Annotated in this window: 15 protein-coding genes and 1 pseudogene; 9 read left to right on the top strand and 7 right to left on the bottom strand. The window is 62.4% G+C overall.

The genetic code is table 11. From position 1 onward, the window contains the following. Positions 1-57 precede the first annotated feature (57 nt). Positions 58-1,788, top strand: a complete 1,731-nt coding sequence (locus tag KU306_RS01885; RefSeq protein ID WP_258302704.1) for a Rieske (2Fe-2S) protein — start codon at positions 58-60, stop codon at positions 1,786-1,788. A 51-nt stretch (positions 1,789-1,839) separates the two neighbouring features. Here KU306_RS01885 and KU306_RS01880 read toward each other — a convergent pair whose 3' ends face one another. Next, positions 1,840-2,874: an NAD(P)/FAD-dependent oxidoreductase gene (locus tag KU306_RS01880; protein ID WP_258302703.1), complete on the bottom strand. Its 1,035-nt coding sequence runs from the start codon at positions 2,872-2,874 to the stop codon at positions 1,840-1,842. Positions 2,875-3,012: 138 nt separating this feature from the next. On the opposite strand from KU306_RS01880, the gene KU306_RS01875 reads away from it, so the two are divergent. The 6 genes from KU306_RS01875 to KU306_RS01850 all read left to right on the top strand — a co-directional run bounded on the left by KU306_RS01875 (position 3,013) and on the right by KU306_RS01850 (position 6,674). Next, a complete protein-coding gene (locus tag KU306_RS01875) occupies positions 3,013-3,738 on the top strand; it encodes an HAD family hydrolase (protein ID WP_258302702.1) in 726 nt (241 codons plus the stop codon). After that, positions 3,735-4,508 (top strand): aldo/keto reductase, encoded by a 774-nt coding sequence (locus KU306_RS01870; protein WP_258302701.1) that lies wholly within the window; start codon positions 3,735-3,737, stop codon positions 4,506-4,508. Before KU306_RS01875 ends, KU306_RS01870 begins: the two co-directional genes overlap by 4 nt. Before the next feature lie 87 nt (positions 4,509-4,595). Continuing rightward, positions 4,596-5,300, top strand: a complete 705-nt coding sequence (locus KU306_RS01865; RefSeq protein ID WP_049918741.1) for an RAD55 family ATPase — start codon at positions 4,596-4,598, stop codon at positions 5,298-5,300. Between the two features lie 6 nt (positions 5,301-5,306). Further along, on the top strand, positions 5,307-5,723 hold the full coding sequence (locus tag KU306_RS01860) for a DUF8057 family protein (RefSeq protein ID WP_258302700.1): 417 nt from the start codon (positions 5,307-5,309) through the stop codon (positions 5,721-5,723). Positions 5,724-5,761: 38 nt separating this feature from the next. Then, the gene (msrB, locus tag KU306_RS01855; RefSeq protein WP_007542553.1) at positions 5,762-6,178 is read left to right on the top strand and encodes a peptide-methionine (R)-S-oxide reductase MsrB; all 417 of its coding nucleotides are present in this window, start codon (positions 5,762-5,764) and stop codon (positions 6,176-6,178) included. Between the two features lie 226 nt (positions 6,179-6,404). After that, positions 6,405-6,674, top strand: coding sequence for a hypothetical protein (locus KU306_RS01850; protein ID WP_007542554.1), 270 nt, complete (start codon positions 6,405-6,407; stop codon positions 6,672-6,674). A gap of 18 nt (positions 6,675-6,692) precedes the next feature. Here KU306_RS01850 and KU306_RS01845 read toward each other — a convergent pair whose 3' ends face one another. The 3 genes from KU306_RS01845 to KU306_RS01835 form a co-directional block, all read right to left on the bottom strand. Next, positions 6,693-7,121, bottom strand: a complete 429-nt coding sequence (locus KU306_RS01845) for a universal stress protein (protein WP_007542556.1) — start codon at positions 7,119-7,121, stop codon at positions 6,693-6,695. Between the two features lie 138 nt (positions 7,122-7,259). Continuing rightward, on the bottom strand, positions 7,260-8,294 hold the full coding sequence (locus tag KU306_RS01840; RefSeq protein ID WP_258302699.1) for a PAS domain-containing protein: 1,035 nt from the start codon (positions 8,292-8,294) through the stop codon (positions 7,260-7,262). Between the two features lie 81 nt (positions 8,295-8,375). Continuing rightward, positions 8,376-8,984 (bottom strand): translation initiation factor IF-2 subunit beta, encoded by a 609-nt coding sequence (locus KU306_RS01835; RefSeq protein WP_258302698.1) that lies wholly within the window; start codon positions 8,982-8,984, stop codon positions 8,376-8,378. Positions 8,985-9,121: 137 nt separating this feature from the next. Here KU306_RS01835 and KU306_RS01830 point away from each other — a divergent pair, with 137 nt between their 5' ends. Further along, on the top strand, positions 9,122-9,340 hold the full coding sequence (locus KU306_RS01830) for a DUF8015 family protein (protein ID WP_258302697.1): 219 nt from the start codon (positions 9,122-9,124) through the stop codon (positions 9,338-9,340). Between the two features lie 64 nt (positions 9,341-9,404). On the opposite strand, the gene KU306_RS01825 is transcribed toward KU306_RS01830, so the two are convergent. The 3 genes and pseudogenes from KU306_RS01825 to KU306_RS01815 form a co-directional block, all read right to left on the bottom strand. Continuing rightward, complete coding sequence (locus KU306_RS01825; protein WP_258302696.1) at positions 9,405-10,127, bottom strand: fumarylacetoacetate hydrolase family protein; 723 nt, start codon at positions 10,125-10,127, stop codon at positions 9,405-9,407. A 111-nt stretch (positions 10,128-10,238) separates the two neighbouring features. Then, positions 10,239-10,451, bottom strand: a complete 213-nt coding sequence (locus KU306_RS01820) for a hypothetical protein (RefSeq protein WP_007542565.1) — start codon at positions 10,449-10,451, stop codon at positions 10,239-10,241. A gap of 189 nt (positions 10,452-10,640) precedes the next feature. Beyond that, positions 10,641-11,482: pseudogene (locus KU306_RS01815) on the bottom strand (ion transporter). Between the two features lie 366 nt (positions 11,483-11,848). Between KU306_RS01815 and KU306_RS01810 the strand changes: the two are divergent. Next, entirely contained in the window at positions 11,849-14,257 is a 2,409-nt protein-coding gene (locus KU306_RS01810; RefSeq protein ID WP_258302695.1) for a methyl-accepting chemotaxis protein, read from the top strand. Positions 14,258-14,276: the final 19 nt, after the last annotated feature.

Here is a 14,276-nt window from a genome sequence, read left to right as displayed (position 1 = left end):
AATTACGGTAATTCCGTTCAGCGAAGCTTTAGGAAATCCCATGCCGTTCGCTAGCATATGTCTTCGCAAGACCGCTTCGTCCCGGCCGTCGAGCGCGACGACCTCCGCGAGACGGGCCGAAAACTCGTCTCGGTCGACGGGCGAGCAGTCGCCCTCTTCGACCACGAAGGAACCGTTCGCGCCGTCGATAATGCGTGTCCCCACATGGGGTTTCCGCTCATCGAGGGGACCGTCGACGAGGGCGTCCTGACGTGTCACTGGCACCACGCTCGGTTCGAACTCGAATGCGGCGACACGTTCGACCCGTGGGCCGACGACGTGCTCACGTATCCCGTCGAAGTCCGCGACGGGACCGTCTACGTCGACCCACATCCCGAACCGGACGAGCCGCCGGAGGTCCACTGGGCGACCCGGCTCGAAGACGGCCTCGAACAGAACCTTCGTCTCGTCGTCGCCAAGTCCGTCATCGGCCTCGTGGATGCCGACGTGGACGTGACGACGCCGCTCGAAACGGGCATCGAGTTCGGGTGTCGGTACCGACGCGACGGGTGGGGGCCCGGTCTCACTATCCTGACGGCGATGGCGAACGTGGTTCCGGACCTCGGCCCCGAAGACCGAAAGCGCGCGCTCTATCAGGGACTGGTGCAGGTCGGAAGCGACGTTTCGGGCGAACCGCCGCAGTTCGAACAGCAGACGCTCGGCGCGACGGAGACCGACTTCGACCGCTTGCTCTCGTGGTTCCGCGAGAACGTCGAAGTCCGCGACCCCAACGGGGCCGAACGCGTCCTCCGAACCGCTATCGAAGCCGGGCACGACGACGCTGACCTCGCGCGGATGCTCGCCACAGCAGCGACCGACCACCGCTACATCCAGACGGGGCACGTCCTCGACTACGTCAACAAGGCGTTCGAGGCACTGGACCACGTCGGCTGGGACCACGCCGACACCGTCCTCCCGAGTCTGGTTCGCGGCCTCACGACCGCCGAGCGAAGCGAAGAGACCTCGTCGTGGCGGCGGCCAATCGACCTCGCAGGCCTCCTCGACGACACGTTCGACGACCTCGACCAGCACGTCGAGGCGGGTACCGGAAAATCGTGGACGCGGCCCGAAGGGATGGTCGAGACGCTCCTCTCGGACGACCCACACCAAATCGTGGAGACGCTGGTCGAGGCGATTCGAGCCGGTGCGACGCCCGAGGAACTCGCCGACAGCGTCGCGCTCGCGGCGGGGACGCGCGTCGCCCAGTTCTCGACCGCGAACGAGTTCAACGACTGGAACACGGTCCACCACACCTTCACCTACGCCAACGCAGTCCATCGACTGACCGAGCGAACCGACGCGACGGAATTCTATCGCGGCGTGTTCGACGCGGCCGTCAACGTCTATCTCGACCGTTTCCTGAACACTCCGCCTGCGCCCCTCCCCGAGACGAACGCCGACGCGAACCCGGACGTCGAACTCGACACGCTCTCGGAGACGATGGACGCAGAAGGTCGCGTGAACGACGCTGGCCGCGCTGCGGCGCACTTCCTCGACGGGGGCGGCGACCCAGAGCGGCTCAGGCGAGAACTCGGTTCCGCACTTCTCCGCGAGGATGCTGGATTCCACACGTATCAGGCGCTCGAAGCAGGATTCGCGCAGGCAGAACACCGGCCGCCGGAAGAGGCGCGAACACTCTCTGTCGCGGTCGCGCGCTACCTCGCTGCACACGCGCCCACCCGCCGCGAGCGCGAACAGACGTACACCATCGCCGCCCGTCTCCGGCGCGGCGAAAAGATACACCAGTGAGTCGGTGGGCTGCGAGCGTCACGACACCAGTGAATGGGAGAGACGCGAGCGTTACCGACTACAGATGCGCTCGCCGGCCTCGATACCGCTCCACAGCGCCGCGTGAACGCGCCCTTCGCCGACCGTCCAGTCGCCGGCGAAGTACAGTCCGTCCGGCTCTCCGCGCCGGATGACCTCTCGGTTGGCGACGCCATCTGGAAGCGCGTAGCGCCACCCTTGGTCGTCTACCCAGTCGGGGTCTCGAAGTCGCTCGTCGTCGACCAGTGTTGCGACTTTGTCGGCGACCACGTCTGCGACTTCGTCCAGTGGGTCGTCGTAGTGGGCGGCCGACCACTCGGGACTCAGTTGGACGACGAGCAGGCTCTCGCCGTCCGGGACGTGGCCGTCTTTGCACTCCTCGCGGGCGAGCCAGCCCACGTCGTGTTCCTTGTCGGTGTTGACGAGCGCGTACCACGGGGTGTCGAGTTCGAATGGGTAGTGGAGCATCACCGACCGAATCGTCCGGTATTCGACGCTTCCGATGGCCTCTCGGAGGGACATCATGCAGTGGTCGCCCCATCCCATCTCGGTGAGGAGCGACGCCGTCTGCGGTGCTGGCGGCGTCAAGACGACGTCGTCGTAGGGGCCGTGTCGGGCACCCTCACTGTCGACGACGGACCAGTATTTGGTATCGGGGTTGTGGTCGATTGCGGACACCTTTGTCTGGCGCTCGACGGTGGCGTCGGTCTCGTCGAGGAGTCGCTTTGCGAGTTGGGTGATTCCCTCGGTCCACGTCCACTTGTATTGGTCTCGGTCGTCGCCCGCGGAGACGACACCGTCGGCGTCGAACGTCCAGATGGGTTCGTCGATGTCGACTAGCCCGTCCTCACCGAGACTTCGAATCAATCGCTCTGTTCGGTGGTCGTACTCTTTCACGTAGTTCGCCCCGTGGTCGTACAGACACCCGTTCTTTCGCCGGGTCGCTGCGCGTCCGCACACCCCTCTGCTCTTTTCGAGAATAGTCACGGTCGCGTTCGAGTCACGGAGCGCATATGCGGCACCAGCCCCGGCGGCACCTGCGCCGACGATACACACGTCGCGGGTCATGGTTCGCCCCCACGTGTGAGTCCAGCCAACATCGAATACATCTGTGGTGTCGAGGGGCTAAAAGACTCGTACCGCGGCGAGCGAGGTGTTTACTACAGGATGGGAAAACAATTCACCCTTCGGCCCCTCTCATCAGATATGTACGACTCGGTCATCTTCGACCACGACGGTGTCCTCACCACACTGGTCGACCTCTCGGTTCTCCAAGACGCCGTGTGGGAGACCTTCGCCGAACTCGGCGTGTCCGACCCCGACCCGGACCACGTCGAGCGGATGGTCATCCACGTGCAACCGGACGACGTACACACCGTCGCCGGAGCCTACGACCTCGACCCCGAGACACTGTTTCGAACCCGCGACGAAATCGCCTCGTCGCTACAGCGCGACGCCGTCGTCGACGGCCGAAAGGTCCCCTACGACGACTTTGACGCGATTCGGCACATCGACGCGCCCATGGGAATCGTCTCGTCGAACCAACAGGCGACGATAGACTACGTCCTCGAACATCTCGACGCGGGACACCTCTTCGGCACCGCCTACGGCCGCGAACCAGCTATTCGGAGTCTTCACCGAAAGAAACCGGCGACCTACTATCTCGAACAGGCGATGGCCGACCTCGGCGTCGACTCGCCGCTGTTCGTCGGCGACAGTGACAGCGATATGGCGGCTGCGGAGTCTGCTGGCGTCGATTCGGCGTTCATCCGTCGCCCGCACCGCACGGACCACACGCCGTCGCCCGACCCGACACACGAAATTTCGGGGCTCGACGACTTGCTCTCGCTCGACGGTGTTCCGGTCGCAGACGACTTCAACACTGTCGAAGACGACCACACCACTGCCCGAGACGGCGGGGCGTCCGAATGACGACCGTCCCTCGCGTCGGACTCGGGACGATGGGGCTCGACACCCCTGCGGAGGCGAGCGCGGTTACGACTGCGCTGGAGATGGGCTACCGCCACGTCGACACCGCACAGATTTACGAGAACGAAGCGGTCGTCGGGGACGCCGTCGCCGCCGCCGACGTCGCCCGGGACGAGGTGTTTCTCGCCACCAAAGTCTGGGCCGACAGCCTCGGATACGACGACGCGATTCGAACCACGCGCGAGAGTCTCGACCGTCTCGGAACTGACTTCGTCGACCTGCTGTACGTCCACCGACCGAGAGAGACCTACGACCCGCCAGAGACGCTCCGGGCGTTCGACGACCTCGTCGACGACGGTCTCGCCCGTGGTGTCGGCGTGAGCAATTTCACCGTTCCCGAACTCGACGACGCGCTGGACCTGCTGGATGCACCGCTCGTTGCACACCAAACCGAGTATCACCCGCTGTTCCAGCGCCCCGCCCTCCTCGACCACGCCGACGAACACGGCTACGATGTGGTCGCGTACTCGCCGCTGGCCGGTGGTCGAGTTCGCGAGGTGGACGAAGTGGTCGATGTCGCCGAAAAACACGACACGACACCGGAGTCGGTGAGTATCGCGTGGCTCGTTGCAAAAGGAGTGTGCGTCATTCCGAAGGCGTCGAGTGAAACCCACCTCCGTGCGAACCTGCGTGCTGCCGACCTCGAACTCGACGCCGAGGATGTCGTCGCCATCGACAGTGTCGAGAGAGAGGTCGAACTGTACCCCGAATGAACGCCACGGGCCGCTGACACGCCACAACGTCTCAATTCCGTCACTTGTCCCGGAACGATTATAATTAGACGGGCGGTGTGTCCCAACATGCGGATTCCTAGTGGGGTAAGCGGGTTCGACCAACTCATCCAAGGAGGCTTTCTTCCTCGGCGGCTGTACGTCTTGAGCGGCCCGCCGGGGAGCGGCAAGACGACATTCACGGCACAGTTCATGGCCGAAGGGCTTCGAAACGGCGAGCAGTGTATGTACATCACCATGCACGAGACCGAAGAGGAACTCATCAACGACATGTCGAGTTTCGACTTCGGGTTCGAGACGCTCGCGAACTCCGACGGCTTCCGCTTTATCAACCTGGTCAGTCCGAAGGGCAAGCACATGCTGAACCAGTTCTCGAAGGGCGGAAGCACGTCGAGCGTCCAGAGTCTCACCGACAAAATCGTCGCGTTCGTCAACTCTCGGCAGGTAGACCGACTCGTCATCGACTCGACGATGCTCCTTCGGCTGTTCTTCGCGAACGGGTCCGAGGAGATGACGCGCTTCCTGACGGCGCTCAAGCAGGGTGACGCGACGACCCTTCTCATCTCCGAGATGACCGACCCGTCGTCGTACTCTGACGAGCACTTCCTCGCGCACGGTGTCGTCTTCTTCCACAACTACCTCGAAGCGACAGGGATGACACGCGGTATTCAGGTCATCAAGATGCGTGGGACGAACATCGACTGCGATATTCGGTCTTTGACCTTCACCGACGACGGACTCGTCGTCGACCCCCGGTCGAAGGTCGATATCTGAGGCATCATGTACGAACGGGTATTCGGTACGGATTGGCGGACAATCACGGACGAAGAGGCGGTCAGACGCATGTACGCGCTGGGCGTGTCGACCGCGCTTGGACATCCAAATCGCGGCGAATTCGAGCGCCTCCGGCGGCAGGCGAGCACCGCCTACGGACGGAGCGTCTTGCAACTCGCGTTCGAGGAAGGAAAACAGCGCGTCGCGCGCAACGAAAGCGAGTACGAGACGAAACAGGACGTGTGGGAAGCGCTCGTCGACGAGGAGACGACGCTCTCGACGACGGGGCGTGCCGACGTGACGATGCGCAAGCCCACCGACAAACAGGGCGTCCCCGAAGCAGTGGGGCGGGCGGGCGTCCTCGACGGGACGTCCGACGACTTCGCCGGGCTCCGCCTTCCCGAGTTCCTCCGACGGGAGTAGGCGACGCCGCTTTCTTCTTGGCGTCCCTTGGGTCTCGTATGAGTGACGGAGAGTTTACTCTTTCAGACGCGGAGTGGCGAGAGCGCCTGTCGTCCGAAGCGTATCGGGTACTCCGAAAACAGGGGACCGAACCCCGGTTCTCCGGCGAGCACGTCGACCGGACAGCGGACGGCGTCTATCGCTGTGCCGGCTGTGGCACCGAGTTGTTCACCTCGGAGACGAAGTACCACTCCGGCTGTGGGTGGCCGAGCTTCTACGCCGCCGAGGAGTCGAACATCGAACTTCGCCGCGACACGAGCCACGGGATGGACCGGACCGAAGTAGTGTGTGCCACCTGTGACGGCCACCTCGGACACGTGTTCGACGACGGCCCGGACCCGACTGGAGAACGGTACTGTATCAACTCGGTCGCACTCGACTTCGACCCCGAATCGGACGACGACGCCGAGGAGTAATCGGCTACTAACGCCTCTCGGTGCCGGATGCGAGTCTGTTCGGAACGTCTAGCTAGCCCCTCGAATGCGGAGTGCTACCGTGAGACAGTGGATGTGGAGCTGGATTTCTGGCCGCGTTTCACCCCTTAGCCGAATAGCCAGATTCGCCCGAGTAGGACGTCTCTAACGAACGAACTGCCGTAGTAGCCGATTCGTACCAAAATGGAAACACGTCGTACCGTGAGGTATGTCTCGCGGCTACTCGACTCACAGTTCACCCCGCCACACGAGTTCACTCACACCGTACGTTCTGGTCGTTGCGGGGCTCGTCACCTTCTGTATCGCACTCTTAGGACCCATCGTCGATGTCTCGTCCGGACTGTCCATCACGAACATCGCGGCGGGGGAGATGATTGTCCTCGACGGTCGCCTGCTCGTCGTCAGCGGCGGTCTCTTGCTCATCAGCGCGATGTCGACGCTGTTCGGAGTTGCGCTGTTGCTGTTGCGGGTGGCGTGAGAACGGCAGGGAGAAGGCTTAGGGCTCGGTGAGCGGGGTTGCGAGAACCGGGACGTCGGCTTCGACGACGACGGTCCGCGAGACAGACCCGAGAATGTTGTCTTCGAACCGGGCGTGAGTCCCCATCGCGATGAGGTCGACCTCGAGTTCGGTGGCGAGGTCGAGGATTTCGTCTGCCGGGTCGCCGTGGTGCAGATGCGTTTCGACGGCTACCTCGTGGTCTTTCATGGTCGCGCTGGCGACTTCGAGGGCGGCCGACCCCTGTGCTTCGAGTTCCTCGATAACTTCGTCGCGTCGGTCGTCTGCGAGCGTCAAGAAGGCGCGTTTGTCTACGACGTACAGCAGATGGACGGTCGCGTCTCGCTCTGCGGCGAGGGTCGCGGCGTCTTCGACGATTGGTGCCATCGAGTCGCTCCCGTCGACTGGCACGAGGATGGTGTCGTACATCACGGGGTGGTTAGACCGGTGGTGATATCACCCTGTCCATCGGTTCCCGTCCGATGGGAACAAACTCACGTCAACGAACGAGATGGACTACGCCGTCTCGTCGCTGGAGACGTAGTCAGTCGTACCCAGAACGTTCTCTCAGTCCAAGTCGTCGTCCCGCAGGACCGACTGCACGTCGACCGATTGCGGGTCGGTAATCACGGTTTCGAGTTCGTCGACGAGTGCTGTGAGTTTTTCATCGGCCGCGTCCTCTGTTGCCCCGTCGCTCTCGTTGTGACGGCCCCCGACCGAGTCGAGGTGCGAACGGAGGCGTTCGACGAGCGTCGCGGTCGCGTCGAGTTGGGCGGTCTTCCGCCGCTCCGCCGTCACGTCCTCGGCGATACCGAGTACCGCCGGGGTCGAAGCCGACTCGATATCGAACGGGAACTTCACCACTCGCTCGACGCGCTCGTCCCCGTCTTCGTCGACCACGTGTTGGTCGCTGATGTACCTCGCCACGCCCTGTTCGATGACCTGCCGGTCTTCTTCCCGGAACTTGGCGGCGGTCTCGGGGTCGTTCACGTCGGACTCCGTCTTGCCTTCGATGTCTTCGGGCGAACCACCGTACGTTTCGGCCCCGTTTTCGTTGATGAGGAGATACCGACCCTCGATGTCCTTGACGAACACGCACTGCGGGAGGTGGTCGATGACGTTCCGAAGCAGACGAGTGCTCTGGTGTGCGGACCGCTCTGCTCGGCGCTTGGCGACGACGTTTCGGATTCGGTTCGCGAGGACACCGAACCGGTCGCTCCGCCCGCCTTTTCGGAGATAGTCCGTGACGCCGGCGGAGATTGCCTTACTCGCGATTTCCTCTGACCCTCGCCCGGTAAAGAGAATAAAGGGAAGGTCGGGGTAGCGCTGCCGAACCTCGTCTAACAGTTCGAGGCCGTCGACGGCCGGCATATCGTAGTCGCTGACGACGCAGTCGACTTCGTCGAGGTGCGTCTTGGCAGCAGTCGGGTCCGTCTCGGTTTGGACTTCGAGCGGCGGTTCGGCAGTCGATTCCCGTTCCAACAGCGTCGACGTAAGCTCGGCAAATGAAGCGTCGTCGTCGACGTGGAGGACGCGAATCGGGTTCTCGCGCTGACCGGTCGTAATCGCGTGCGCGGTCCCTGCCCCTTCCCCTCGACTCATGTAGCCCGGTATGGCACTCTATTTGATAGGCATTCGGGAAATTGATAATATATTGATATTTCTGTCGCCGACCGAGTCGCGTTAGGCGAGTCGCGCGAACGCGAGCGACCCACTCGTGTTCTTGATGTAGACGCGGACCGTCTGGCCTTCCTTCGCGCCGGGAACGAAGATGGTGTAGTCACCGCGCTTTGCGACGCCGTCGCCTTTGCGGCCGGTTCCGGTGATTTCGACCTCGTAGGTGCGGCCTTCTTCCACGGTCTCGCGCTGGCGCTTCTTGCTCGTACTGGTGCGCTTCTGGACGGGACGGAAGGCACCACAGGCCTCACAGCGGAGCATATCGACGCCGTCTTCGGTCACGAGACGCGTGTCCGGCAGGCCACACTCCGAGCAGATGACGTACTCTTCGACGTATTCGTCGATGGCCTCTTCGAAGTCGTTGATGGAGAACGACCCGCTGTAACGGGCGCGGTCGCCTTCGAGTTGGCCGCTCGTACCGAAGGTACGCTGGATGGCGCTGTGGAGGTGGGTCGGCGTCCGCGAGAGTGCGTCGGCAATCTCGCCGAGGTTGGTGAGGCGCGTGAATGCACCGTCCGTTTCGCCCGACGGGTCCGGTATCGTCAGGCGTTCCTGTTCCACGTTCCGCTCCGGAAGGATGTCGAGCGCTCGGTCGAGCGCAGTCTGGTATTCCATAGGGTGTGGAGTGACTGGCGACGTATAGACGTTCCGTGACTGCTCTGCCCATGCCGTGCCAGACGGTGTTTGGTTCGCCCTCAGTCGGACCGAAACTAGCCAGTACTCCTTCAGTGCTGGCTCTCGTTCGTATTCACATGGACTATACGTGGCAGTACTACGACCTCGTCCTCGTCGGAATCTTCGTGAGCCTCGTCGCTGGCGTAGTAATCGGCCAGTTCACGTCGTTTTCCCCAACGGCGAGCATCGTCGGGTTTAGTTCCATCGCCGCCGTGTTGATGGGCCACGGCCTGTTTATCAACGGCCCCGTCGACGAACCGGCAGACCTCACAGACGAGGTCGAGACGCTCAACTGACGCTCGTTTCGCCGCTATTCTCTGGCGCAGTCGAATTCGCCACACCTCTGTGCAGTCGAATTCGCTACTTCTCCGATGCAACGACCGTATTCGTCAGCGTACCAACGCCCTCGTACCAGATTTCTACGTCGTCGCCGGGTTCGAGGAGCCCCGGGTTTGCCGGGCTTCCGAAGGAGACCACGTCGCCGGGGCGGAACGTGTAGCGCTCCGAGAGGAACGAGACGACTTCGGCGGGCGAAAAGAGCATCTGGTCGGTGTTCGCCTCCTGTCGCAACTCGCCGCTGACGTGGGTCGTCATGTCCATGTCGGACGGGTCGACGTCGGTCTCTATCCACGGCCCGAGCGGGCCGGACCCGTCGAAGGCCTTCCGAGCAGTTCGGCCGGGTTGGTCGAGTGCGTCGAGGTCGTTGAGGATCGTGTAGCCGCGAACCACGTCGGCAACCTCGGCTTCTGAGATATCGTGGCACTCGCGGTCGATGACGGCCGCCAACTCGCCTGCGTAGGTCAGTTCGTCTGTCCACGAGGGATACACGATGGATGCACCGGGGTTCAGAACCGACGCCGGTGGCTTGATGAACCAGTCCGGCTGGTCGGGAATCTCGTAGTCCATCTGGTCGACCGTGGCCGCATAGTTCCGCCCCACGCAGTAGACCGCCGATGGGTCACAGGGTGCGAGAAGGTCGGCGTCGACGCCGACTTCGAACTCGTCGCCATCGACTGTCACGAGACCATCCTGATAGTGCCCCGTCGCAACACCGTCGTCGGTTCGAATCCGTGCCAATCGCATCGCCCGCCACTGGGCGCGCCAGTCACTTGAAGCGATGTGTCGCCGCAAGGCGGGTACTTGAGCGAGAACGGGTGTGGAGACAGAACCGAACTGTGGTGATGGGTGGTTGACTCAGTCCATCCGCGGTAGCGACTGATTCTTCCGGTCGACGAGGTTGTGGAGTCGCTCGGTTCGGTTCGACTCGAACTGACGTTGACACTGTGCTATCCACGAGTCGGCGTCGGCAGTGTCGTTGGCGGCGGTGTCGGCGTCTGAAGTCGAGCGCGACGAGCGTCGGGTTGTTCGCAGTTGCGGTTCGTATGTCGGGCGTGTGTTTGTGCTCACGGTTGGGGTTCGGTTGTGGGTCGGTCGGACAGCGATACTGGGCGTCGAGGGAGTTACTGCTGTACGTGTACGACCGACATTGTGTACTCCGCTCTTCTGACCAATCTATAATAAATGTTCATGTTGTATACGTCCGGACTGTCTGATTCCCTCGATTTTAGCCGCGGGAGAAGGTCAATGGCCGACGTTTCACTCCCGTGAATCGTACTCCTGGTAGATGACGTGCCCGCAGGACTTGCAGTGGGAGGCGTCGCGGTCGTGGTACGCGAGTCCGCAGTTCTCGCAAACGACGTTGACCTGGTCTCTGTGGGCCCACTCTTTGACGATTTTACTCGCCTGCCACGGGATGAGGATGATACCCGCGAGAATCGCGGCGACGGTGACTGCTCGCCCCGCCTGCGTGACGGGGATGATATCACCGAATCCGACGGTCGTGAGTGCGACGACGACGAAGTAGAACGCGTCGGCGAACGTCGATACTTGCGGGTTCATCTCGTGTTCGAACGAGTAGAACATCCCCGCGGCGACGAAGAAAATCGTCAGCACGGTCAACAGCAACTTCATCACGCGAAGCGTCCCCACGGAGACGGTGCCGAAGAAGAACTCCTCGTCGCGGGTGAAGCGGTAGAATCGGAGGACGCGAACCACCCGAATCACACGAAGAAAGCCGATTTCGCTGCGAGCGCTGGGACCGGAAGCAGCCACACCGAGAGCGTCGGAACGATTGCTATCAGGTCGACGAGCGTGTACGGGTCGGTCAGTTCGCCGACGCGACTCCGCGCGCCATACACTCTGAGGACGTATTCGAGGAGGAAGACGAGTGCAATCACGACTTCGAATCGCCAGAGCGCTTCTTGGACGGCCGACGACAGCGGGTACGTTTCGAGTACGAACACCGCCACGAACACGAGGTTAAGGCCGAGAAGTCCGATGTCGATGGCCTTCCCGACGACCGTCTGGTGGTCCAGGAGATAAAACCGAATCACGTCCCGGAGGGTGTCCCCGCGGCGGGACGGAACGTGGCTTTCCATACTGGTCGTTGGCCGCTTGCGCACTTATAGCGTCGCCGTGTTCGCGTCAAGCTGTGGCTCCGTTTCCCCGATTCGATATTGGTATTGATAGATATATAGATTACAATTTTTAGAGCTTAGCGTGTCCGATATTTTCCTCGCAGAACTGATTGTCTCGGGTTGGATACGAAGGCCACACTCGGCAAAAATTGGCCCTATTTGGCCAAATTCACCGGTGTTACTCGCCAGTTTCAAAGGTGTATTTCAGTAGTCTCTCACCATGTGTTCATAGCATTCTAACCACTATATAGTAAGCCAATTTATCACAGGTGAAATCAAAATATCGATTCAATGCGAGAACGCTGGTCGAGTCTCTGGAGTGAGCCGATGCCCGACGCTATCCGAGCAGTCGGCGAGAGGATTAGACAGGCAGCTCCATCGTCGGTTGTACCGCGTGTCATCCGCCGGACGTACGCACGCAAGTTCTTCGCCGCGGTGCTCGTCGCCATGGTCGTCATGGCTGGCGTTGGCTTCGCCACCTACACACAGGTGCAGGGGACCCTCGACGACCAGGTCGAACAGCAACTCACCTCGACCGCGGAACTGCAGGCCGACGGAATCGAGGCGTGGGTCGAGAGCAAACGCACCGAGACGAAATCTATCTCCTCCGCGTGGCAGTTCCAACCCGGAAACGAGCAGGCTGCCAGTAGCTTCCTCTTCCAACGCAGTTCGGCGCTCGGCCAGCAAGATATCACCGCCATCCACTACGTCGATTACAGTACCGGCGAGATTCGAGAGAGTACGGCGAGTTCGTTAGAGGGTAAGACCGTCTCCGAGGTTGGGTTGCCGTGGGGTGACCTCTCGGAGAACATCAACCCAGAACCGGACAGAGTCTACGTCTCGTCGAAGACGTTCGCATCTCCCATCGACGACGAGGCGTCGTTCGTCCTCGCGAGCAAACCGCCCGAAAACGCCGAAGCGGCGGTCCTCGTCACGGTGAGCCTCCCCGACCGAATCGCTGCGACAGAGCAGACGATGGCCGGGAGCCAGACGACGCTCTACGGAGCAAGCGGGTCGCCTGTCGTCTCGACCGCTGAGAACGGAACCATCGCCGTACCGACCGAGTCGGTTACGAACGGTACGGTTCTCGACAAACCGGGCGACCACGTCGTTGCGTACACGCCGGTCGAAGGCGTCGAGTGGACGCTCTCGACCGCCGTCCCGGCGGCGACCGCGTACAGCGTCCGCGACAGCGTCGGCGGCGGGTTACTGCTGACGATTCTCGCTGCGATTGGCTCGCTCGGTGCCGTCGCCGTGTTCGTCGGCCGTCGTACGACACATCGACTCAGCGAATTGACACGGCGTGCAGAGGAGATGTCCGACGGGAACCTCGATGTCGACCTCGAAACGGAGTCTATCGACGAGTTCGGGACGCTCTACGACTCGTTCGACGAAATGCGAGGTTCGTTGAAGCAGACGCTCGACGAGACCGAGGCGCTGAACACGCACCTCGAAACGAAAGCCGAGGAGTACCGCCGCGTCATGGAGCAGTGCGCCGCGGGCGACATCGTCTGCCGGATGGACCCCGACTCCGAGAGCGAGGCGATGGCCGACATCGCGCGGACGTACAACGAAACGATGGACGAACTCGGGGGCGTCATCGCGGATGCACAGGCGTTCAGCGACTCCGTCGCCGAAGCCAGCGCGGAGACGAGTGCTAGCGTCGCCGACGTCACCGAAACCAGCGAAACCGTCTCCGAGTCGATGGCGACGATTCTCGACGACATCGTCGAACAGGACGACCACCTCGACGACGTGACCGAACGCATGAACGACTTCTCGGCGACTATTCAGGAGGTGACCGCGTCTGCGTCCGAAGTCGCCGACCGCGCAGCGGCGGCATCCGAGCGCGGTGAGTACAGCCGCGACGCCGCATCCGATGCAATCGCCGAACTCCGCGCCATCGAGTCGGCAACCGAGAACACAGTCGAGCAAGTCGAGGAACTTGAATCGGTCATCGAGGAAATCGAATCTGTCGTCGGCTTCATCGACCAGATTGCCAGCCAGACGCACATCCTCGCGCTCAACGCCTCTATCGAGGCGGCTCGCGCTGGCGAGGCGGGCGAGGGCTTCGCGGTCGTCGCGGACGAAGTGAAAGACCTCGCCGAGGAGACACAGGAGGCGACCGGTGAGATTGACTCGGCTATCGACCGCGTTCGCGAGCAGACCGACGAGACTGCCACAGACATCCGCCAGACGCGAACTCGCGTCGGCGAGGGCTCTGAGACCATCGAAGCGGCGATGGAGGCAATCGACACCATCGTCGACGACGTGGAGGAGACGGCCGACGGGATTCAGGAGATTCGCCGTGCCACCGAGCGCCAGGCACACGCGACCACCGAGGTCGTCTCGATGGTCGAAGACGTCTCCGAAATCAGCGAGCGAACGAGCGAGAGCGCACAGGACGTGACGGCCGCGACCGAAGCCCAGACGGCCTCGCTCGACGCGGTGTCCGAACGCGTCGACGACCTGTCGTCGCGTGCCAGCGACCTTCGGTCCGCACTCGACCGGTTCGACGTGGCGACAGGCGGCGACGCACAGGCCACCGACGCCCACTCGCTCGTCCCGGCCGACGAGATAGAGCCGTCGCTAAAGGGCCACGAGCACGCTACAGACGCAACTGACTCACAGTCGGGGGATACGCCAGCACAGACTGAGCAAGGCGGCTCCCCGGCACGGCCAGAACCACTCGCTAAACCTGACGGTGGCGATGGTGGCGTCGACTCCGATACGTAACACCGTCTACAGACTCTGT

Source organism: Haloferax larsenii, from assembly GCF_024730625.1.
Lineage (GTDB): Archaea > Halobacteriota > Halobacteria > Halobacteriales > Haloferacaceae > Haloferax > Haloferax larsenii.
The sequence above is the reverse complement of the archived record's forward strand: the minus strand, read 5'-3'. Positions and strand labels throughout refer to the sequence as shown.